The organism is Flavobacterium sp. GNP011, from assembly GCF_056428925.1.
Genome location: NZ_JBWJVJ010000015.1, coordinates 46,195 through 68,133 on the forward strand (window position 1 = coordinate 46,195; position 21,939 = coordinate 68,133).

Here is a 21,939-nt window from a genome sequence, read left to right on the forward strand (position 1 = left end):
AAGATGTTTCCTCTAAGATTTTAATAATATGCTATAATTTTATTGAAAGTATTCTTATTTTTAATTTTAAAACATCTTAAAAGTATTGTATTATTAATGTTTTTCTTATTTTTTAATATTTTTTTTAATAATTTTTATCTCACTAATTTCCGTGATAAAGGGTTTTTATAATGTGTTGATTACGAATTACATGTAATTTATCTGTGTTTAAATAAGTACAGGGATTTATTGTCATGTAATATAAAAATCCTATAAAAAAGTTTTTTTAAATTAAGAGTTTATTTATATTTGATTCATAATTCAACAAATAAAAACAAAATGAAAAAAATTATTTTAACAGTTGCGGCTGTATTTGCTTTCGGATTTGCCAATGCTCAAAAAGAAGGGTCTTTTAGAGTAGGTTTAGATTTAGGTTACACAATTCCTTCAAACGGTGGAGGAGGTATATTGTTATCAATTGAGCCTAAATACAACATTAAAGATAACATGAATGTAGGTCTTCGTATCGGATCTGCTGCAATGGTTCGTGATATAGCAACTGATGGAGAATCATCAAGTGCTAAAATTTCAGCAAATGGATCTTATGTAGGTACATACGATTATTATTTTAATAACTCAGGAAAATCTTTTGTTCCTTATGTAGGAGCGGGAGCTGGTTATTATACAATAGCTAATGTGGAGTTTGATAGTAATAATAACAACGATCAAGTAGCATTAGATGCCAGTGGAAAAATGGGTGGTTTGATGAGAGCTGGTTTTGAATGGGGTAAATTTAGAATGGGGTTAGAATATAATCTTGTTCCTAAATCTACTTTGCAAAATATTAATGGAGACAAAGTTGGTACAATTGCAAACTCTTATTTAGGAATTCACTTAGGGTTTTACGTAGGTGGAGGAAAATGGGGTAAATAATTCATTATTCTACTTTTAAAAACCACGTTAAAAACGTGGTTTTTTTATGTCTAAAAAACATATTTCATTTAAAATTGCAATAATATGTTTTAGGTTTAATTGAAACAGTACCTATTTAGGTTTAAGATATATCTTTGATGAAATATTTGAAATAATTTTCTTATTTTAATATTCTTTTTAATATTTTTCATATCATCAATTTTCGTGACAAAATTATTGTTAAGGTGTTTATTGTTACTAAATTATTATCTATTTGGGCTACAGTTATCGCAGTGGTTTATCATCTAACAGTATAAAAATCTTATAATAAAATTTTTATAAATTAAGGGTTTATTTATATTTGAACTATAATTTAACAAATAATAAACAAAATGAAAAAAAATATTTTAACAGTTGCGGCTGTATTAGTTTTCGGATTTGCAAATGCGCAAGAGGGAAATTTTAAATTAGGTGCTCATGTTGGATTAACAACTGGAGATACAAAAAATTTTAGCTCGCTAAATGTGGGAGGCGACGTTGCTTACACCTGGAAAGTTGCTGATAAGTTTAGTGCTGGTATTGCTTCAGGATATACTAATTTCTTAGGTAAAAAAGAAGAAGTTAATATTGGTTTTGGAGTTGTAGAATTTAAAGCTGAAGATTCTGGCTTTATACCTGTAGCGGCAACAGCGCAATATTCTCTTACTGATAACTTATTTCTTGGAGCAGATTTAGGATATGGAATTTACCTAGGTAAAGATGAAGGAAATGGAGGATTGTATTACCAACCAAAAATAGGTTACCAAACAGAACAAATCGAATTGTATCTTGGTTATAAAGGGATATCTGTAAATGGTGGAAATTACTCTTCTGTAAATTTAGGTTTGAATTTCAAATTGTAAATTACAGTTATTGAATAACTAATTAACCTCCTCTTTAAAAAGGAGGTTTTTTTATACCCAAAAAAAATACGTTCCTTTGTCAGTATGAATTGGGAAAGTATTATAAAAAGTTATCAGTCATACTTAAAGATTGAGCGAGGATTATCTAAAAATACGGTAGAAAATTATTCGTTTGATTTAGAGCGTTTATTGCTTTTTTTATCTCAAAATGAAATTGTCGTATCGCCTTTAAAAATTACTGACGAAATCATCCAGCAATTTATTTATAGCGTTGCCAAAGAGGTAAATCCGAGATCGCAGGCTCGAATTATTTCGGGTTTAAAAAGCTTTTTTAAATATTTAGTTTTTGAAGATTATCGCAACGATGATCCTATGGAGCTCATTGAAACACCCAAAACTGGTCGAAAACTTCCTGACACGCTTACGGTTGAAGAAATTGATCGTTTAATACAGTCAATTGACCTGTCTTCAAATGAAGGCGAACGCAATCGTGCCATGCTAGAAACATTGTATGGTTGTGGTTTAAGAGTCTCGGAGTTGGTAACATTAAAGATATCAGATCTGTTTTTTGAAGAAGGCTTTATCAAAATCACGGGTAAAGGAAATAAACAGCGCTTAGTTCCGATAAGTGATGTGACTCAAAAATACATTCTTCTCTATAAAAATACTGTGAGGACCCATCTCTCTATTCAAAAAGGGTTTGAGGATACTCTTTTTTTAAACAGGAGAGGAAAACAACTTACACGGGCTATGATTTTCACTATTATAAAAAATTTAGCCGTTACAATTGATCTTAACAAAACCATAAGTCCTCATACACTTAGACATTCATTTGCTACTCATTTACTGGAAAATGGTGCTGATTTACGAGCTATACAACTCATGCTAGGACACGAGTCTATTACAACTACTGAAATATACGTGCATCTCGATCGTACTTTTTTAACACAAGTAATGAATAGTTTTCATCCTAGGAAGTAGAGAATAAACTTCAAAAAAAATCCAAATTCCAATAAATTAGCATTGGGATTTGGAATTTCTTTAATGGAATTAAGTGTCTTACTTAGCAATATTTACAGCTCTTGTTTCACGAATTACAGTAACTTTTACTTGTCCAGGATAGGTCATTTCGGTTTGAATTTTCTGCGAAATATCAAAAGATAAACTTGCAGCATTTTCATCAGAAACTTTTTCGCTCTCAACAATTACACGAAGCTCTCTTCCGGCTTGAATAGCATAAGCATTTTTTACACCATTAAATCCGTAAGCAACTTCTTCAAGGTCTTTTAATCTTTGTATGTATGAGTCTAGTACTTGTCTACGTGCTCCTGGTCGTGCTCCTGAAATAGCGTCACAAACCTGGATTATAGGTGAAAGTAAAGATTTCATTTCGATCTCGTCATGGTGCGCACCAATCGCATTACAAACTTCTTCTTTCTCCCCGTACTTCTCCGCCCATTGCATTCCTAATAAAGCGTGTGGCAAATCACTTTCAGTATCAGGTACTTTACCTATATCGTGAAGTAATCCAGCTCTTTTAGCTAGTTTTACATTCAATCCTAGTTCCGCTGCCATGATACCACATAGCTTAGAAACTTCTCTCGAGTGTTGTAATAAATTTTGTCCATAAGAAGAACGGTATTTCATTCTACCCACAACTTTGATTAATTCAGGATGTAAACCATGAATACCAAGATCAATTACAGTACGTTTTCCAACCTCAATAATTTCATCATCGATTTGCTTGGCTGTTTTGGCAACAACTTCTTCAATTCGTGCAGGGTGAATTCTTCCGTCGGTAACCAGTTTATGCAAGGCTAGACGAGCAATTTCTCTACGTACAGGATCAAAACAAGAAAGGATAATTGCTTCTGGAGTATCGTCTACAATGATTTCAACACCTGTCGCGGCCTCAAGAGCGCGTATGTTTCTACCTTCACGACCAATGATCCTACCTTTTACATCATCAGATTCAATATTAAATACCGATACGCAGTTTTCAACAGCCTCCTCAGTACCTACTCTTTGTATGGTGTTAATGATTATTTTCTTGGCTTCTTGTTGTGCAGTAAGTTTAGCTTCTTCAATAGTGTCTTGTATGTGAGACATTGCTTTGCTTTTGGCTTCAGCCTTTAGCCCTTCTACTAGTTGGTTTTTTGCTTCCTCTGCAGATAGACCTGAAATGACCTCAAGTTGTTGTAATTGACTTTTGTGTAAACGATCAATTTCTGTTTGTTTTTTCTCTAAATTTTCAATTTTTGAACTGTATTCTTGAGTTTTAGCTTCAAAATCATCATTTACCTTTTTAGCTTTTGATAGTTCATTTGATACTTGAGATTCTTTGTCGCGTATTCTTTTTTCGATTTCAGCTACTTTTTTATCTCGTGCCAGGATTACTTGCTCATGTTCAGATTTTAACTCAATAAATTTTTCTTTTGCTTGAAGGATTTTATCTTTTTTAATATTTTCGGCTTCAAGGTTTGCGTCTTTAAGTATGGATGCGGCTTCCTTTTTTGAATTTTTTATGAGATTTGAAATATTGCTTTTCTCAATTAGTTTTGCTATCCCAAAACCAGCTGCGATACCTATAATTCCTGTAATAACGATCGTTAATATGTTGTCCATGTTTGTTAAAATTTATATATAAAAAAAGCCTACATTAGATTGCTTGTATAAACTCGAAAAGACAAGTTTTGAGCTAACTCGTTGTTCAAGCTTCCAAACTAAATTGGCTTGCTATAGTAACGATGATTTGCTCATTCTAAATTGTTAGTGTTGAGTTTACCAAATATGAACTAATGTAGGCAGTATCTTAGTTTTTGTAAAGAACGTTTATTTGTCGAGATATTGGTCTAAAAGTGCGTTAATTTTTTTAATTCGCTCCATGGTTTCTTCGCCATTTATTTGATTGTCAATTTGTTTTTGTTCTGTTTGCGATGCAAATTGTAACGCACACATTGCTAATACATCTTGTTTATCACGTACAGCATAGTTTTCTTCAAATTGCTTAATCATTATATCAATTTTTTTTGAAGCGCTTCTTAAACCTTCTTCTTGTGAAAGATCTACTGTTAAAGGATAGATTCTATCTGCAATTGATATTTTAATTTTTAGCTTTTCGTCCATATTTCTTAATCTGATAGCTGAGCTATACAGTAGTCAATTTCCCGAATTAATGAATTTATTTTTAGCTTTGTATCCCTTTTATTTTCGTCACTGCCCAGTAATGAGTTTGCCATCTTGAGTGTTTCATACTGCATTTTTAGTGCCTCAATCTCTCTTGATTGAGTTTGTATTGTGGTTGCAGACCTTATTAATTTGTTTTTTAAATCTTGATTTTCTTGTTCTAAAATTTTCATTTTGCTAAAAATTTTTAGAACCTTATTTTCAAGAGTATCAATAATTTCTGCAATTGTACTCATTATTTATCCTTTTCATTACATATCTTACAAAGTTACTATTCCTTTTTAATTTTGCAATAATTTATTATTTTTTTTGCATTAAATAAATTAAAATACTTATTTTGAAAGAGTTACATTTTTGTGTTTCTCATTTGGTTTCCATTGTTTTTTTTTATCTTAGCCAAAATGTAAATTATGAGATTTTTTGTCCTTTTTCTGTTTTTTTGCTGCTCAATTCAAGCGCAAAATGACTATCCAAAAGATTATTTTCGTTCACCTCTTGACATTCCTATGCAATTGTCTGGGAATTTTGGTGAGTTGAGGCCCAATCATTTTCATGCGGGTTTTGATTTGAAAACACAACAAAAGGAGGGTTTAAAGGTTTATGCCGTAGCTGATGGATATGTGTCTAGAATTAAAATTTCTACTTTTGGTAATGGAAAAACAATTTATATTAATCATCCTAATGGGTATACTTCTGTTTATGGTCATTTAAAAACAGCTGAAGGCGCCATTGAATCGTATATTAAAAACACCCACTATAAAGAACAGTCTTTTGAGATTGAAATGTTTTTAAAACCAGAAGAATTGCCAATAAAAAAAGGAGACGTTATTGCTTTGTCTGGTAATACAGGAGCTTCTGAAGGTCCGCATTTGCATTTTGAATTTAGAGATACAAAAACAGAATTTGTTATAAATCCACTACTTTTTGGTTTTGATACTTTTTTAAAAGACACTAAAAAGCCACTTGTTACGGGTGTTTATGTCTATCCACTAGATAGTAAAACCACTGTAAATAATGCGAAGCGTCCTGTGTTATTAAATGTTTCTTTACAAAAAGATGGTACCTACTTGTCTGATAAAGTTGTTTCAAATGGTGTTATAGGTTTCGGTATAACGGCTCATGACGTTGATGATGTATCATTTAATAATAATGGTGTTTATAAGGTCCAGACTTTTTTGAACGGCAAACCAAATTTTGGTTATGCATTTAACACCTATTCTTTTACTGATATGAGGTATATCAATGCTTTAATTGATTTTTCTCGTTATAAAAAAATGCAACAACGGGTACAAAAGCTATTTATGAAAGCACCTTATGATTTGCGTTTTATTCAAGCAGATGAAAATAAAGGAGTTTTACAGGTTTCTCCTAACTTAGCCTCGTTATATCGAATTGAAGTATCTGATTATTTTGGTAACAGCAGAATCGTTTCTATACCCATACATTATGATTTGTTACCTACAATTATTGGCACTGATCAGCCGCAGTCTAAATATTTTGTAAAAGCCTTAAATGACAGTAATTTTGAACTTGGAAACATGTCAGTATTTTTTCCTGCAGGCACTTTTTATGAAGATTTCAATATGAATTTTAATGTGGTTAATGATACTTTATTTTTGCATGATGATACTGTTCCAGCTCATTCAAATTTTACAATTACCATTAAAGATGCAAAAAGTACTGAAGAGCAACGTCAAAAAATGTTTATAGGTAAAGTGCAAGGCGGCAAAATAAGTTACAATTCTACTTACAGAAAGGATAGTGTTTTTTCTACCAAAGTGAAGGTTTTAGGAAATTATAAGTTGGTATCGGACACGGTGGCGCCTACAGTAACGATGGCTAATCCTATTGAAGGCAAATGGATTAATGAGCAAAAGTCTTTACAGCTTAATATAAGTGATGCTTTATCTGGAATTAAAACCTACAACGGATACTTGAATGGGAAATGGGTGCTTTTTGAATACGATAATAAAACTCGAAAAATCACTCATATTTTGAATCCAGAATTTTTACAAGAAGGTGCTAATAATTTAAAAGTAGACGTTACTGATAATATGGGAAATTCAACTACTTTTGAAACGCGTTTTTACAGAGGTCAAAAAAAATAAATTCAAATCAATTGAGTACTAATAAATTCTTTCTTTTTTTATCGATTATTTGTCTTGGTTTTTCGGCAACTGCACAAACGGCAAGAATACGCGGTATTGTTTTGAATGAAAACAAACAACCTTTAGAGAATGTCAATATTACATTTGACGGTTTTAATACACAGTCTAATGAGAATGGTTTTTATGATGTTAAAGTCCCGGCAAATCAAAAAGTAACAGTTGTTTTCACACACGTTTCTCTTAAAAAAATTACTGTTGTTTTTATGCTTGAGGCTAATGAGCAAAAGGAATTTAACCCTATAATGAACAGTCAGGCAGAGCAAATGGGAGAAGTTGTTGTAGTGACTGGGAATAGGAGTGTGGTTCAGGGAATAGTAAATCTAGAACCCGAAATGATTCGTAAAATTCCGGGTGCGAATGCTGGTGTAGAAAACATTTTGAAATCCTTGCCAGGTGTGAATTCCAATAATGAGTTAAGCACACAATATGCTGTGCGTGGAGGGAATTATGATGAGAACTTAGTCTATGTAAACGAGATTGAAGTCTATCGTCCATTTCTGATTCGCTCAGGTCAGCAAGAAGGTTTGAGTTTTACCAATACTGATTTGGTTCATAATGTAGATTTTTCTGCTGGAGGATTTCAAGCTAAGTATGGAGACAAACTGTCTTCGGTACTAGATATAACTTATAGAAAGCCAACCACCTTTGGCGCAAGCCTAGAAGCAAGTTTTCTTGGCGGAAGCGTTGCTATTGATGCGGTTTCTAAAGATAAAAAATGGTCAGCTGTAACGGGATTACGCTATAGAAACAATTCGCTACTAGTGAACAGTCAAGAAACACAAACTAATTTTACACCATCGTTTGCTGATATCCAAACCAATATTAATTATCAGGCTTCGGCCAAATGGCAGTGGAGTTTTTTAGGGAACATTTCTCAAAATAAATACCAATATCGTCCTTTATCACGCGTTTCAAATTTTGGAACACTAGACAGTCCAATGGCGCTTACTGTTTTTTATGAAGGTCAAGAAAAAGATAAATACGATACGTATTTTGGAGCAATAAAATCAGTCTTTAATGTTTCAGATAATTTTACTTTAAAATTTATAGGTTCTATCTTTCATACTTTAGAACAAGAATATTTTGACATATTGGCGCAATATAGACTGGGTGAAGTTGATACCAATATTGGTTCAGAAACTCTAGGTGATGTTTCATTTACGAGAGGTATTGGATCGCAATTGAGTCATGCTAGGAATGATCTTGATGCCTTAATTGTAAATACTGAAATAAAAGGATTTCAAGACTGGAAAAACAGTCAAATAGAATGGGGTGTTAAGTATACTCGTGAATCAATTAGAGACCGAATAATAGAGTGGGAAGTCATTGATTCTGCTGGTTTTGCTTTGAATCCACCTATTTTAAATTTGCCAAAAAACGATCAGCCTTATACTCCTTACACGGGACCGTTGGTTCCATATCAAGATATACGAGCGATAAATTTCAATTCTATAAATCGGTTTTCGGGTTACGGACAATGGAGTTTAAAATCAAATTTAGGAACGAATGAGGTTTGGTATAATGCAGGAATCCGAATGCACAACTGGGAAGTTTCTGGCGCTAGCACATTGGGTAAGTCTCAATTTACAATAAGTCCAAGGGCTCAGTTTGCCATTAAACCAAATTGGAAACAAGATGTTGTTTTTCGGATTTCTGGAGGACTTTATCATCAACCGCCTTTTTATAGAGAGCTCAGGGATGAAGACGGCATTGTAAAGCCCAATACTAAAGCACAACAATCCTTTCATATTGTATTAGGAAATGACTACAGTTTTAAATTGTGGGATCGTCCTTTTAAGTTACTTTCTGAAATATATTATAAATCTATAACTGATGCTAATACATACACTATTGATAATGTACGCATACGGTATGCAGCTAATAACAATGCAGTGGCTTACGCCCAAGGTGTAGACGTTCGTTTGAATGGTGAGTTTGTACCGGGAACCGAATCGTGGATTAGTTTTGGGTATTTAAAAACAGAGGAAAACAGCAATTATAAAGGATTTATTGCCAGACCCACAGACCAAAGATTGAAATTTGGTATTTTGTTTCAGGATTATATGCCAAATATTCCTAGTTTAAAGTTATATTTAAATTTAGTCTACAATACAGGATTACCAGGAGGATCACCATCATACGCAGATCCTTATTTGTATCAAAACAGATTGAATGACTACCGCAGGGTTGATGTAGGCTTTTCTAAAGTATTTATTGATAACACTACAAGGAAAAGAAGCTCGGGTTTATTTAAAGATTGTAAAGAATTAGCTCTAGGATTAGAAATTTTTAATCTTTTTAACAATCAAAATGCTATTACAAATACTTGGGTTAGGGATGTATACTCTAAAAATCAATATGCAATACCAAATTACATGACTACACGAGTTTTTAATGTGAAATTGACTGCTAAGTTATAAGGTTCTTTCAAAAGTCAAATTCATTCTATTTATTCGTTAAATTGTACTTAGAATAAGGAAGCTATTTTTAAAAATGATTACATTTGAGTTTTAATACTATCAGCACATGAAAAAAATACATTTCACTTGTTTAGGAATTGCATTGCTATTTTTAGCAAGTTGTAAAGAGGATACAGCAACGCCAAAAGTGACTTACGATGCAACTAATAAAGCAAAGTCGATTGTGAAGGCAGACTCAACCCAAATACAAATTGCTGATTTGCCTTGGCAAATGGAAGGTACGGATTATTTAATTCACCCTGTTGCTGATTTGAGTATTCGTGATCGTGGCGTTAAATCTCGCTACGGTTCCTCTAGCGTTAATGATTTGAGTTTTACTATTTCAAATTATGGAGAATATGAAATTACAGGTTATTTGCAAAATTTAAAATTCCAAAAAGTAAATTCAGATTCTATTCGAAAATTGACTGAAAAGCCCGTTTTGATTCAAACGGCTACTTATTTAAAAACAGTTGCCGATAAAACTAAAAACCAAATCATGGTGTACACTATGGTTGATATGGATACCAATAAAGATGGTAAGTTAGATACAAGTGACATTAAATCCTTGCATTTGAGTACTATAAGTGGGGAGCGACTTACTAAAATTTCGCCTGACTTTCAGGAATTAATAGATTGGAAACTTCTAGCCTCTCGCAATCGTTTGTATTTTAGAACGGTTGAGGATACTAATAAAAACGGTCAGGTTGATAAAAATGATTTGGTTCATTATTATTATATTGATCTAAGCAATAACGAGTGGAAAATTAATGCTTACGAGCCAGTTTAAGTGGTTTTTCTAAATCAAAATCTCACTTTCTAAATCGGATTTTTCAATAGTGAAGTCAAAGCCGAGTTGTTTTACTAGTTGGATTACCAAGTTTTTATACCAGTTTTCGGATTTTGGGTGAATGTAAATTTTTTCAATTAAGGTATTAATGTCAATGTTAATTTTCAGACCTTCATTGATTTTAACTTCGCTTTCGCCAATATCAGTGATGATGCGTACCTCACCTTCATATTGAAAACTTTTTCTTTTAAATAAAAAAGGAAAAAACAAGTCGTCAAATGGAATGTGCTCTTTCTTGTAATCAATGTAGTTGACTTCTCCTATGTATTGTTGATACTCTTTTTCTATTTGAAGGGACTGTTGCAAACGTCCAATTGTAGATTGAATGGCGAGCCCTTCTGTATTTTGTGTAAATATTTGCCACATAGCAAAGGATTCGTATTCATTAATGTGCCAGCTGCTAATGGCTACTTTTTCCCGATGTTTTTTGTAATAATTTAAAAAATCAGGATTGTCTTTGGATAATTTTTTGATTTCCTCAAAAGTGGGTTCGCTAAATGTACCTTCGTACTGATCTTCAAATTTATCAGATCGCGACATGAATAGCTTTTGCGAAAGTAATAAATCCAGAAATTTAGATAGGTCTAGGTATTTCCATACTACTGTGTGCGGATCTTCAGGAAGTTTAATATTGGCGTTATCAACGTACATAGCTGCAATTTAAGAAGAATACTTTTTAGTAAAGTTCATCATTTTTTTTTAAATATGATTTCAGAACTTGTCTTTTTAGTGTTACCTTTTTTCCATTTACTAATAATAGTTCCATTGTGTCATTTGTTGTTGCTTTGATACGCCATAAAATAAAATCGCATTCATTTTTAAAATCGTTGGCATGTAAACCGTTAACAGCTTGTATTTCATCTCCGAGTAAAACTTCTTTTGCTGTACTCTCTGGATGATTGCTTTTTCCAGTAATTATTAGTTTGCTATTTTGTAGAAAAACATCAGCATCAAAACTCAATTGCAACGATATGGGTTTGTTAGACAATTGCAAATGATAGGTTGACGTACTGTTGTTCATAATCGTGACCGAAGTTAATTGCGAGAAAAATTTAATTCCAATCTTTTTTTCAATCTCGGGTCTACTATCTATTTTTACATTATCAAAGCGTTTATTTCCTAATACTAAGTTGTCAAAAGAAAGGGTTTCAAAAGCATTTATTTTCATCTCAGAAAGGCTCATACTTATTCTTGAACTACTAATAATATCATTTTTAGGATCTTTTTTCAACTTCTTAAGCACAGGCTCGTTAGTTGGAACTTCAAGAAAATCGTTGTATCCCGTATCGATTAAACAATTTTTTAATACATTTCCTTGGATCTTAATAGTAGTAAAATGCCTGTTGCTTTTGTACACAATCGGTATGGTTAGCATTTCAGTAGTAGGTTCAAAAACAGTTTTAGAAACATACAGTAGTTTTTTGTCAAAATCAATTTTCCAATTCAAATTGTTGATGGCATTCGCGCCAAGTAAATACAGGTCTTTACAGGCTAGAAAGGGCATGTCATAAATAACACTTTTGATATCTTTAATTTCAAAAGTACCAATAGTTACCGTTTCTATTTCTGTAGATTGCATGGTGTTTTGATTTTCGTTACTATCAGTAATATTTTTTTTTCCAGAAATCCTAATGTTAGCCGCGTTAGCTTTGGCCGTAGGAACTACACCAAGCGAAGCACCAGTATCTAGTGCAAAATCTGTAGCTACTCCGTTTAGTTTTCCTTTAAAAACCAATAAAGATGATTTCAAGGTAAATGGAATTGTGTCTATTTTTGTTTTTTGAGCGTAATTTGAAAATGAAAAGCTCAAGAATAGTGTTAAAGCAAAAATTCTTTTCATCATTAAATTTTATTTAGGTTAGATTTTAATTTTTGGATAGACCTTGAAATGAAAATGCTACCTATAATTCCTGGTAAACTCCAAGCTACCACATCTGGTAAAAAAGTATTGTTAACTACAATAAAAGCTGTAAAAGCTGCAATATAAGCACCTGTCATGCGGCCAATATGATTTTTTAAACCGTATAAGGTATCGGTAACTTTACCTGTGTAGGCTTTGTATTCTATGTAACACAATCTTAAACTGGCAGTTCCAAATAATAGAAATACGATACCAAAAACTTGTTTAGCTAGTAAATAACGGATGCCAATGTAGTAAAAAAGTGCTGAGCAGATCAACATGGCAATCGTAAGTATTGCATCGCCAAGTTGCGGTTTCTGACCTAAATGGGCTTTTTTTAACTGAATCATTCTGTATCCCGAAACGGCCAAATAGATCGTAAATACACCTACTATAAAAAGAAATAAATTAGGATGTACGTACGATAAGTAAAAAGCACACAATCCGGTGCTGACCATTGCTACGGTAAAAATCAAACCAATTCTTTTATGAAGTCGATCGCCTTTTTTGCGAATTAAAATAACGGTACCCAACAGTAAACCAGTAAATCCAGAAAGAATGTGAAGTATTAAAATAGTTTTGAATAGCATAACAGATTATTTTAAATGAAAAAGGTTACGTAAATATATTGCTATCTTACGTAACCTTTAAAAAATGTATACTGAAATGTTTTAGTTCAATTCTGAGTTGTAGATTTTAATTACTCAAGCGATTGTAAACTCACCAGTTTATTGTAAACACCTTGCAATGCAATCAATTCTTCGTGGTTTCCTTGCTCGACAATTTTTCCTTTTTGCATCACCACAATAACATCTGCTTTTTGAATCGTGGATAATCTATGTGCAATAACAATTGAAGTTCTGTTTTGCATCATGTTCTCTAGCGCTACTTGCACAAATTTTTCACTTTCAGTATCCAATGCCGAGGTTGCTTCATCCAAAATCATGATTGGCGGATTTTTCAAAACGGCACGAGCAATAGACAAACGTTGTTTTTGTCCACCGGATAATTTGTTTCCGCTGTCGCCAATGTTGGTATAAATTCCTTTTGGTAAATCTTTTACAAACTCAAATGCATTTGCAATTTTCAAGGCTTCAATGATTTCTTCATCGGTAGCATCTGGCTTTCCTAATGATATATTGGCTTTGATGGTATCATTAAATAAAATACTGTCTTGTGTTACCAATCCCATTAAACCGCGTAACGATTGCAAATCAAGATCCTTAATGTTTGTTCCATCAATTGAAATCGTGCCTTCGTTTACATCATAAAAACGAGTTAGTAAGTTAGCAATAGTACTTTTTCCACTACCAGATTGTCCTACCAGCGCCACCGTTTGTCCTTTTTTTACTTGCAACGAAAAGTTTTTTAGCACTTTTTCGTCTTCGTATTTAAAGTTGATGTTTGAAATAGTAATATCTGATTCAAATGCGTCTTTTTCAATAGCATTGTCTTTGGATGTGATTTCGTTTTCTACATCTAAAACCTCAAAAACGCGTTCGGCAGCAGCCAATCCGTTTTTTACAGAATAAGATGCTTTTGAAATGGCTTTTGCTGGTGTTAAAATATTGAATGCCAGTGTTAAGTATACAATGAATGAAGCGCCATCAAGAGTTTTGTCATTTAAAACCAATAGGCCTCCGTAAAAAAGTAAAATAGCTATTGTAGTTACACCAAGAAATTCGCTTAAGGGTGTCGCTAAGTTATTTCGGCTTCCGATGCTGTTGTTCAAATTTAACAAACGGGTTACAGATTCATTAAAGCGACCTTTAAAAGTGGGTTCGGCATTGTAACTTTTGATCACTTTTAAACCGCCTAAAGTTTCTTCAACCACAGAAATTAAAGAACCACTTTCTTTTTGCGCCTCCATCGATTGGCTTCTTAAATTTTTAGCCAATTTAGAAATGATATAACCCGAAATAGGCATGAAAATTAGTACAAATAATGTCAATTTGGTACTAATGGCAAACATCATTCCCAATGCAAAAACGATCGTCAAGGGTTCTTTTACAACCAATTCTAAAATGGAGAAAAAAGAGTTTTGAACCTCGTTGACATCACCCAGCATACGCGCCATCATGTCTCCTTTTCTTTTTTCAGAATAGTAGGAAATAGGCAATTCAATAATTTTGGCGTACATCGAGCGTCTCAAATCCTTTAAAACACCGTTTTTTAGGTGCATGATGTGATAGGAAGCCAAGTAGTTGAACAAATTCTTAATGAAAAATGTTGTGATGACCATGGCTACAACAAACAATAAAACAACCTCAGTACTTTCACCATCTGATAAAGAGGATATTTTAAAATTAATGAACTCTGTTACATAATCCTTAAGATTTCCTATTCCAGTGTAAATTGGCTGTTCATATACTTTTTCTGTTTTGCCAAAAAGTACCTGCAATACAGGAAACAAAGTCAGCATTGAAATCGTGCTAAACAAAGCATACAAAATATTATAAATCACATTCCAAATAATGTGTGATTGATAGGGTTTTGTAAAAGGTATTAATTTTTTTATATTTGGATCCATTAGTTCAATTGCATTGCAGTAATAATGTTGGCGATTTTTTGGTCCAGAATTGCTTCCACTTCTTCAAAATCTTCAACAGACTCTAGTACAGTATTTACACTGATATAAAATTTAATTTTTGGTTCGGTACCACTTGGGCGAGCGCATATTTTAGAACCGTCTTCGGTATAGTAAATCAATACATTTGATTTTGGAATCGTCATGGCTGATTCAGTACCATCTAACAAGTTTTTAGCAGTGCTAGATTGGTAATCTTCTACCATGATCACTCTTTCACCATTGATTTCTTTCAATGGATTTTCGCGTAAGTCAATCATCATCTGAGTGATTTCTTGCAAACCTTCCATTCCTTTTTTAGTGATTGATACCAAGTGTTCTTTGTAAAAACCATTATCTACATATAATTTAATCAGTTCTTGATATACGGTACTACCATTGGCTTTGGCTTGAGCCGCCATTTCACAAACCAATAGTGTTGCTGCAACAGCGTCTTTATCTCGTACAGCGTCGCCTACCATATAACCAAAACTCTCTTCGCCACCACCAATGAACTCTAGCTCTGGAAAGTCTTTGATCATTTTGGCAATCCATTTAAAACCGGTTAAACCTACTTTGCATTCTACGCCATAATTAGTAGCAAGTTCCATCATCATAGGAGTTGATACAATCGTAGAACCAATAAATTGTTTGTCGTTAATTTTTCCAGCTTTTTTCCATTGCTCAAGCAAGAATGCGGTCATCAAAACCATAGTTTGATTTCCGTTTAACAATACCATTTTACCCTCGTTATCGCGCACCGCAACTCCCAATCTGTCACAATCTGGATCAGTACCCACAACAATATCGGCATTAGTTTTATCTGCCAACGCCAATGCCATAGTCAAAGCTTCAGGCTCTTCGGGATTCGGAGATTTTACCGTTGGGAAATCACCATTTGGTTCGCGTTGTTCCTCTACAATATGTACATTGTTATATCCGGCTTGCGCCAAAGTTTCTGGAATGATAGTTATTGAGGTACCGTGTAAGGAGGTAAATACAATATTTAAATCGTCTTTTGCTGTTTGCGATGTGTTAAAACTTGCATTTGCAATAGATGATGCTATAAATGCGGCATCAATAGCAGTATCTACGTAGTGAATTAAATCTTCATTTGCTGTAAACTGAATTTGATCATAGGTCAATTTTTCAATTACATCAATAATACCTTTATCTTCTGGTGGAACAATTTGACCACCATCTTGCCAGTACACTTTGTATCCATTATATTCAGGTGGGTTGTGTGATGCCGTAAGTACAATACCACATTGGCATCCCAAATGTTTTACCGCAAAAGACAATTCTGGTGTGGGTCTCAATTCCGAAAACAAATATACTTCAATCCCATTTGCCGAAAATACATCAGCAACGATTTTGGCTAGTGTATCACTATCATGACGACAATCGTAAGCAATAACGGCCTTCAAAGGTTGGTTTGGAAACGCAGTATGCAAATAATTAGACAATCCTTGGGTACTCTTTCCTAATGTATATTTGTTAATACGGTTGTTTCCTACTCCCATTACACCACGCATTCCTCCAGTTCCAAATTCTAAGTTCTTATAAAAACTTTCCTCTAAATTTTTTGGAGAAGTAGTCATCAATTCTTTTACAGCCACTTGTGTAGCGCTATCAAATGTAGGGGTTAGCCACTCATTTACAGCGTCTAAAATGTTTTGTTTGATTTCCATCGTATGTTTTTTTTTATTTTTTGGAGCTTTATCCTGCTATTCGTTACAATCTTTTATGCGCCGCGGCGCATAAAAGGATTTTCACTGCTATCAGGGCTAGGGTTTGTCCCGTTGTATGTCGTTTTTTCTTAAAACTACAGGTTTACACTGCTTGCAATTTTATAGCGCTCTTCATTATTTTTTGTTCTCAAAATGATTTCACCTAGAAATCCCGCTAGAAATAATTGTGTTCCCAAGACCATTGTGGTTAAGGCAATATAAAACCAAGGATTATTGGTCACTAGGCTATAACGCATATCGTTGTACATGTGGTATAACTTTGAAATACCGATGTAACCAGCAAGCATAAATCCTATAATGAACATTAAAGATCCTATGGCGCCAAAAAGGTGCATGGGTCTTTTTCCAAAGCGAGACAAGAACCAAATGGTAATCAAATCTAGGAATCCGTTAATAAAACGTTCCATCCCAAACTTAGTTTCACCATATTTTCTGGCTTGATGTTGTACTACTTTTTCACCAATTTTTCCAAAACCAGCATTCTTAGCCAATACCGGAATATAGCGGTGCATTTCACCAGAAACTTCAATATTCTTAACTACAATATTTTTATACGCTTTCAATCCGCAATTGAAATCATTCAATTCAACTCCCGATGTTTTTCGTGCCGCCCAGTTGAATAGTTTCGATGGTAAATTTTTAGCCACTACTGAGTCGTAGCGTTTCTTTTTCCACCCCGAAACCAAATCATATTTCCCATTTGTAATCATGTCATACAATCCCGGAATTTCTTCAGGACTATCTTGCAAATCAGCATCCATGGTAATGATGACATCTCCTTGAGCTTTAGCAAAACCAGCATGTAATGCCTGTGATTTTCCAAAGTTTTTCATAAAACGCACTCCTTTTACATGAGGATTATCTTTTGAAAAGCCTTCAATGAGTGCCCAAGAATTATCAGTACTGCCATCATCTAAAAAAATGATTTCATACGTGTAATTGTTGGATTGCATTACTTTGATAATCCATGAGTAAAGCTCATGTAGTGACTCCTCTTCGTTTAAAAGAGGAATTAGTATAGATAAATTCATTAATTTTTATTCTTGTGTAGATTTGCTTTTAAAAATAGCTGCTAAAATTAAACCAAAAATAGAACTAAACCCGATAGAAAAAAGAGAGCCTTTTAATAATTCGATTGGAGAATAAGGGTCGTTTTCTCTCATTTTTGCAATTGCTTCGTTAATAGCTGCTGACGGCGCTCCTAACTTTTGCATCATGTTCATAGTGTATTTAATAATTAGTTCATTAACGGTTTCTTTTGCCGATGGATCAACTACATTGAAAAGTAAAATATTAAACAAAACTGAAATTAAGATTCCAATTACGATTGCTATAAAGTATGTTGTAAATGCATCTTTAAACGAAAAAACACCTTTTAACTCTTTTTTTGTTTTTACCAATAATACGATACCCAAAACTAAATAAGTTAAAATACTGAGTACGCCAATCCACCATTCAGTAAACAAATTAAGATCAACAGCATATATTGTTGCTGTTATTAGTGCAGAAACAATTCCAATTATAACTCCAAATGTAATTCCGTTTTTTTTAACAATTTCGTTGATCATTTTAGTTGGTTTTTAAATTAATCCACAAATATAACAATTCCCAATATATTCAACACTAAAAAACGTTTTTTGAGTTCATATAAAAAAAGTGAAACAAAGATTTGTTTATTGAAAAAATAGTGTAAATTTGCAGACTCAAAATAAAAGTATAAAACAAAAAAGTTATGAGGGGTTTATACCTTTTCTATAACAAGAAAAGCTTCAAAGCCAATTATAATTAACAAATAAAAAAGATTTACAAGATGAAAAAAGGAATTCACCCAGAAAATTACAGATTAGTAGCCTTCAAAGACATGTCAAATGAAGAAGTTTTTATTACTAAATCTACTGCAGATACTAAAGAAACAATAACTGTTGATGGTGTTGAATACCCAGTTGTAAAAATGGAGATCTCTAGAACATCTCACCCTTTTTACACAGGTAAATCTAAACTTATCGATACTGCAGGACGTATTGATAAATTCAAAACTAAATACGCGAAACACGTTAAATAATTATAACTTGTTTTTTATAATAGTAAAGCCTTTCTTCAAGAAAGGCTTTTTTTATGCTATTTATTTGAAAACTTTGTAACTTTGAAGTCAATATTGCAAAAATTAAGGTGCAGTTGACACCGATATACTTATAAATAATACACACTATGAATTACATCCTTTTTGACGGACCTTCAAGAAATGCCTTATTGCCTTTTACGTTTACTCGTCCTGTTGCTGATATCTTGATTGGTATCATGACAATTAGACAAAAATGGGAATTGCATTTGGGCTCTACAACAACAACACTTACAGAGGAATATTTATCAGAAAAATATCCAATGGTGGAATTAGAAGTCAATGTAATGATTAATGCATCGTACCTTCCTAATGCGGTGTTAGCAGAGATGGTAAGCAATCTAGAGCCTAATCAAGCTATTTTTAAAGGAGACGAAGTGATTGCTTTTTACACAACAGAGGAGCAAGAAGAAGTAGATTTTGATACTTATGAGATACTTGAGTATACTGAAGATTGTTTAACGGTGCATAATTCTTGGGATATTTTTGCTAAAAATGATGCTGCCATTCGAGAAGATTTTGAATTTTTAACCGAAGATAGAAAATCACAACCCATTCCAAAGAGCGTAAATGTTATAGCACCAGAGAATATTTTTATTGAGGAAGGAGCAAAGTTAGAATTTGTAACTTTGAACGCATATACTGGTCCCATATATATTGGTAAGGATGCAGAAATTATGGAAGGCTCTGTAATTAGAGGTCCATTTGCCTTGTGCGATCATGCGCAGGTGAAATTAGCTACCAAAATTTATGGTGCTACTACGGTTGGTCCACATTCTAGAGTAGGTGGCGAAGTCAATAATTCGGTTTTGTTTGGGTATTCAAATAAAGGACATGATGGATTTTTAGGAAATTCGGTTCTTGGAGAATGGTGTAATATTGGTGCCGATAGTAACAACTCAAATTTGAAAAATAATTATGAGGAAGTAAAATTATGGAGTTATGAAACCGAAGGATTTGCAAAAACGGGACTTCAGTTTTGTGGTTTGATGATGGGTGATCATAGTAAATGTGGCATCAATACTATGTTTAATACAGGAACAGTGGTAGGTGTGAGTGCTAATATTTTTGGAAGTGGCTTTCCTCGCAATTTTGTGCCAAGTTTTTCTTGGGGTGGAGCCGCTGGATTTACAACTTACATCACTAAAAAAGCTTTTGAAACAGCCCGATTAGTTATGAGCCGCAGAAATATAGAGTTTGATGAAAGAGAAGCGGCTATTTTAGAACATGTTTTTGAGGAAACCAAAAAGTGGAGAAAAGAATAAAATAGTTTTTTTAAGGTCTTTTATTTTAGAATGCTATTGCTGTGAAGGAAATGCTGTGTGCTATTATCCTTTTCAGCAATGGCATTTTTTGTTTTTTGGATATTAAAAACTTTCTGGGTTGCAAATTGTCTAGTTCTGTATTTAAACTATCTTTGCACCTTCAAAAAACGGTTTCATAAAATATTGAATCCTTTACGCTTTTGAACATTAAACTTTAAACTCAAATAATGATTACAGTAAATGATATTTCAGTGCAATTTGGTGGTACAACGCTTTTTAGTGATGTTTCTTTTGCCATAAATGAAAATGACAAAATTGCCTTGATGGGTAAAAATGGCGCGGGTAAATCTACCTTACTTAAAATTATTGCAGGACAAAGTAAACCTTCAACCGGAAATATTTCGGCACCAAAAGATGCAGTAGTAGCTTATTTGCCGCAGCATTTGTTAACAACTGATGGGGCTACCGTAATGGAGGAGGCATCAAAAGCTTTTGGGGAAATTTTTTCAATGAAAGCTGAGATAGACGAGATTAACGACCAATTAACCATTCGTACCGATTATGAAAGTGATGCGTACATGAAATTAATCGAAAGAGTTTCAGACTTAAGCGAGAAGTTTTATGCCATTGAAGAAGTGAATTACGAAGCCGAAGTTGAAAAAATATTAACTGGTTTGGGTTTTTTACGTGAGGATTTCACCAGACAAACATCGGAGTTTTCAGGAGGTTGGAGAATGCGAATTGAGTTGGCTAAAATTCTTTTGAAAAAACCAGACTTAATTTTACTAGATGAACCTACCAATCATATGGATATTGAGAGTATTCAATGGTTAGAGGATTTTTTGATAAATTCAGCCAAGGCGGTTGTGGTAATTTCACACGATAGAGCGTTTGTTGATAATATTACAAATCGTACTATAGAGGTTACTATGGGTCGTATTTATGATTATAAAGCCAAGTATTCTCATTATTTGGAGCTAAGAAAAGACCGTCGTATGCACCAGCAAAAAGCGTACGATGAACAACAACGCATGATTGCTGATAATCGTACTTTTATAGACCGTTTCAAAGGAACATTCTCTAAAACAGATGCCGTACAATCACGTGTAAAAATGCTCGAAAAATTGGTGATTGTTCAAGTGGATGAGGTAGATACATCGGCTTTAGAATTAAAATTTCCTCCAGCTGCTCGCTCTGGTCAATATCCCGTTATTGTGAAGGAGTTGACTAAATCGTATGGTGATCATGTAGTTTTTAAAGATGCTAGCTTGGTTATTGAAAGAGGTGAAAAAGTAGCTTTTGTAGGTAAAAATGGTGAGGGTAAATCGACTATGATTAAGGCCATTATGAAGGAGATTGGCATTGATGGTGGTAGTTTAGAGATTGGTCATAATGCTCAAATTGGGTATTTTGCTCAAAATCAAGCTTCGTTATTAGATGAAAATGCAACGATATTTGAAACCATAGACGATATTGCCGTAGGTGATGTACGTACTAAAATAAAAGATATTTTGGGCGCCTTTATGTTTCACGGTGACGATGTTACTAAAAAGGTAAAAGTACTTTCAGGTGGAGAAAAAACACGTCTTGCGATGATTAAATTGTTGCTTGAGCCTGTAAATTTATTAATTCTAGATGAGCCTTCGAATCACTTAGATATGAAAACCAAAGACATTATCAAAGATGCTTTGCGTGATTTTGACGGAACTTTGATTCTAGTGTCACACGATCGTGATTTCTTGGACGGATTAGCAACAAAGGTTTTCGAATTTGGAAACAAACGAGTGGTGGAGCATTTTGAAGATATTACCGGTTTCTTGGCTAATAAGAAAATGGAAAGTATGCGTGAAATTGAAAAATAATTTTTTAGATTAGAAGTGAT

19 protein-coding genes are annotated in these 21,939 nt (G+C 33.4%); 9 read left to right on the plus strand and 10 right to left on the minus strand.

Features of this window, described 5'->3' with window-relative positions:
* Positions 1-318: 318 nt before the first annotated feature.
* From AC061E_RS12405 to xerD, 3 genes are all read left to right on the plus strand, one after another.
* Positions 319-912 (plus strand): OmpA family protein, encoded by a 594-nt coding sequence (locus AC061E_RS12405; RefSeq protein ID WP_478286522.1) that lies wholly within the window; start codon positions 319-321, stop codon positions 910-912.
* Between the two features lie 371 nt (positions 913-1,283).
* A complete protein-coding gene (locus tag AC061E_RS12410; protein WP_478286523.1) occupies positions 1,284-1,793 on the plus strand; it encodes a hypothetical protein in 510 nt (169 codons plus the stop codon).
* A gap of 84 nt (positions 1,794-1,877) precedes the next feature.
* Complete coding sequence (xerD, locus tag AC061E_RS12415) at positions 1,878-2,774, plus strand: site-specific tyrosine recombinase XerD (RefSeq protein WP_478286524.1); 897 nt, start codon at positions 1,878-1,880, stop codon at positions 2,772-2,774.
* 78 nt (positions 2,775-2,852) lie between these two features.
* Here the strand turns inward: xerD and rny are convergent, their stop codons facing one another.
* The 3 genes from rny to AC061E_RS12430 all read right to left on the minus strand — a co-directional run bounded on the left by rny (position 2,853) and on the right by AC061E_RS12430 (position 5,215).
* Positions 2,853-4,418 carry a ribonuclease Y gene (gene rny, locus AC061E_RS12420; protein ID WP_144888928.1) on the minus strand — a complete coding sequence of 522 codons (1,566 nt, stop codon included), beginning with the start codon at positions 4,416-4,418 and terminating at the stop codon, positions 2,853-2,855.
* Positions 4,419-4,625: 207 nt separating this feature from the next.
* Positions 4,626-4,919, minus strand: a complete 294-nt coding sequence (locus AC061E_RS12425) for a cell division protein ZapA (protein ID WP_086455282.1) — start codon at positions 4,917-4,919, stop codon at positions 4,626-4,628.
* 5 nt (positions 4,920-4,924) lie between these two features.
* Entirely contained in the window at positions 4,925-5,215 is a 291-nt protein-coding gene (locus AC061E_RS12430) for a coiled-coil domain-containing protein (protein WP_182648191.1), read from the minus strand.
* 174 nt (positions 5,216-5,389) lie between these two features.
* On the opposite strand from AC061E_RS12430, the gene AC061E_RS12435 reads away from it, so the two are divergent.
* The 3 genes from AC061E_RS12435 to AC061E_RS12445 all read left to right on the plus strand — a co-directional run bounded on the left by AC061E_RS12435 (position 5,390) and on the right by AC061E_RS12445 (position 10,396).
* Positions 5,390-7,087 (plus strand): M23 family metallopeptidase, encoded by a 1,698-nt coding sequence (locus tag AC061E_RS12435; RefSeq protein WP_478286525.1) that lies wholly within the window; start codon positions 5,390-5,392, stop codon positions 7,085-7,087.
* 11 nt (positions 7,088-7,098) lie between these two features.
* On the plus strand, positions 7,099-9,567 hold the full coding sequence (locus tag AC061E_RS12440; RefSeq protein ID WP_478286526.1) for a TonB-dependent receptor: 2,469 nt from the start codon (positions 7,099-7,101) through the stop codon (positions 9,565-9,567).
* Positions 9,568-9,673: 106 nt separating this feature from the next.
* Entirely contained in the window at positions 9,674-10,396 is a 723-nt protein-coding gene (locus AC061E_RS12445) for a hypothetical protein (protein WP_478286527.1), read from the plus strand.
* Positions 10,397-10,405: 9 nt separating this feature from the next.
* On the opposite strand, the gene AC061E_RS12450 is transcribed toward AC061E_RS12445, so the two are convergent.
* From AC061E_RS12450 to AC061E_RS12480, 7 genes are all read right to left on the minus strand, one after another.
* Positions 10,406-11,107 carry a hypothetical protein gene (locus AC061E_RS12450; protein WP_478286528.1) on the minus strand — a complete coding sequence of 234 codons (702 nt, stop codon included), beginning with the start codon at positions 11,105-11,107 and terminating at the stop codon, positions 10,406-10,408.
* 25 nt (positions 11,108-11,132) lie between these two features.
* Positions 11,133-12,299, minus strand: a complete 1,167-nt coding sequence (locus AC061E_RS12455; protein ID WP_478286529.1) for a retroviral-like aspartic protease family protein — start codon at positions 12,297-12,299, stop codon at positions 11,133-11,135.
* Positions 12,299-12,946 carry a DUF2306 domain-containing protein gene (locus tag AC061E_RS12460; RefSeq protein ID WP_478286530.1) on the minus strand — a complete coding sequence of 216 codons (648 nt, stop codon included), beginning with the start codon at positions 12,944-12,946 and terminating at the stop codon, positions 12,299-12,301. Before AC061E_RS12460 ends, AC061E_RS12455 begins: the two co-directional genes overlap by 1 nt.
* Before the next feature lie 110 nt (positions 12,947-13,056).
* Positions 13,057-14,886 (minus strand): ABC transporter ATP-binding protein, encoded by a 1,830-nt coding sequence (locus tag AC061E_RS12465; protein ID WP_478286531.1) that lies wholly within the window; start codon positions 14,884-14,886, stop codon positions 13,057-13,059.
* Positions 14,886-16,613, minus strand: coding sequence for a phospho-sugar mutase (locus AC061E_RS12470; RefSeq protein ID WP_478286532.1), 1,728 nt, complete (start codon positions 16,611-16,613; stop codon positions 14,886-14,888). The genes AC061E_RS12465 and AC061E_RS12470 overlap by 1 nt, the downstream gene beginning before the upstream one ends.
* A gap of 134 nt (positions 16,614-16,747) precedes the next feature.
* Positions 16,748-17,704 carry a glycosyltransferase family 2 protein gene (locus AC061E_RS12475; protein ID WP_478286533.1) on the minus strand — a complete coding sequence of 319 codons (957 nt, stop codon included), beginning with the start codon at positions 17,702-17,704 and terminating at the stop codon, positions 16,748-16,750.
* 6 nt (positions 17,705-17,710) lie between these two features.
* Positions 17,711-18,241 carry a DUF4199 domain-containing protein gene (locus AC061E_RS12480; RefSeq protein ID WP_478286534.1) on the minus strand — a complete coding sequence of 177 codons (531 nt, stop codon included), beginning with the start codon at positions 18,239-18,241 and terminating at the stop codon, positions 17,711-17,713.
* A 242-nt stretch (positions 18,242-18,483) separates the two neighbouring features.
* On the opposite strand from AC061E_RS12480, the gene AC061E_RS12485 reads away from it, so the two are divergent.
* From AC061E_RS12485 to AC061E_RS12495, 3 genes are all read left to right on the plus strand, one after another.
* Positions 18,484-18,735, plus strand: a complete 252-nt coding sequence (locus tag AC061E_RS12485; protein ID WP_086455156.1) for a type B 50S ribosomal protein L31 — start codon at positions 18,484-18,486, stop codon at positions 18,733-18,735.
* 146 nt (positions 18,736-18,881) lie between these two features.
* A complete protein-coding gene (locus AC061E_RS12490; protein WP_478286535.1) occupies positions 18,882-20,057 on the plus strand; it encodes a GlmU family protein in 1,176 nt (391 codons plus the stop codon).
* 227 nt (positions 20,058-20,284) lie between these two features.
* Positions 20,285-21,919 (plus strand): ABC-F family ATP-binding cassette domain-containing protein, encoded by a 1,635-nt coding sequence (locus tag AC061E_RS12495; RefSeq protein ID WP_478286536.1) that lies wholly within the window; start codon positions 20,285-20,287, stop codon positions 21,917-21,919.
* Positions 21,920-21,939 lie beyond the last annotated feature (20 nt).

Bases quoted from the DNA above. Each gene is read 5' to 3' on its own strand.
- AC061E_RS12430 (WP_182648191.1), bottom strand. From the start codon at position 5,215: ATGAGTACAATTGCAGAAATTATTGATACTCTTGAAAATAAGGTTCTA.
- AC061E_RS12465 (WP_478286531.1), bottom strand. From the start codon at position 14,886: ATGGATCCAAATATAAAAAAATTAATACCTTTTACAAAACCCTATCAA.
- rny (WP_144888928.1), bottom strand. From the start codon at position 4,418: ATGGACAACATATTAACGATCGTTATTACAGGAATTATAGGTATCGCA.
- AC061E_RS12475 (WP_478286533.1), bottom strand. From the start codon at position 17,704: ATGAATTTATCTATACTAATTCCTCTTTTAAACGAAGAGGAGTCACTA.
- xerD (WP_478286524.1), top strand. From the start codon at position 1,878: ATGAATTGGGAAAGTATTATAAAAAGTTATCAGTCATACTTAAAGATT.
- AC061E_RS12450 (WP_478286528.1), bottom strand. From the start codon at position 11,107: ATGTACGTTGATAACGCCAATATTAAACTTCCTGAAGATCCGCACACA.
- AC061E_RS12485 (WP_086455156.1), top strand. From the start codon at position 18,484: ATGAAAAAAGGAATTCACCCAGAAAATTACAGATTAGTAGCCTTCAAA.
- AC061E_RS12445 (WP_478286527.1), top strand. From the start codon at position 9,674: ATGAAAAAAATACATTTCACTTGTTTAGGAATTGCATTGCTATTTTTA.
- AC061E_RS12435 (WP_478286525.1), top strand. From the start codon at position 5,390: ATGAGATTTTTTGTCCTTTTTCTGTTTTTTTGCTGCTCAATTCAAGCG.
- AC061E_RS12480 (WP_478286534.1), bottom strand. From the start codon at position 18,241: ATGATCAACGAAATTGTTAAAAAAAACGGAATTACATTTGGAGTTATA.
- AC061E_RS12410 (WP_478286523.1), top strand. From the start codon at position 1,284: ATGAAAAAAAATATTTTAACAGTTGCGGCTGTATTAGTTTTCGGATTT.
- AC061E_RS12425 (WP_086455282.1), bottom strand. From the start codon at position 4,919: ATGGACGAAAAGCTAAAAATTAAAATATCAATTGCAGATAGAATCTAT.
- AC061E_RS12495 (WP_478286536.1), top strand. From the start codon at position 20,285: ATGATTACAGTAAATGATATTTCAGTGCAATTTGGTGGTACAACGCTT.
- AC061E_RS12455 (WP_478286529.1), bottom strand. From the start codon at position 12,299: ATGATGAAAAGAATTTTTGCTTTAACACTATTCTTGAGCTTTTCATTT.
- AC061E_RS12460 (WP_478286530.1), bottom strand. From the start codon at position 12,946: ATGCTATTCAAAACTATTTTAATACTTCACATTCTTTCTGGATTTACT.
- AC061E_RS12470 (WP_478286532.1), bottom strand. From the start codon at position 16,613: ATGGAAATCAAACAAAACATTTTAGACGCTGTAAATGAGTGGCTAACC.
- AC061E_RS12490 (WP_478286535.1), top strand. From the start codon at position 18,882: ATGAATTACATCCTTTTTGACGGACCTTCAAGAAATGCCTTATTGCCT.
- AC061E_RS12405 (WP_478286522.1), top strand. From the start codon at position 319: ATGAAAAAAATTATTTTAACAGTTGCGGCTGTATTTGCTTTCGGATTT.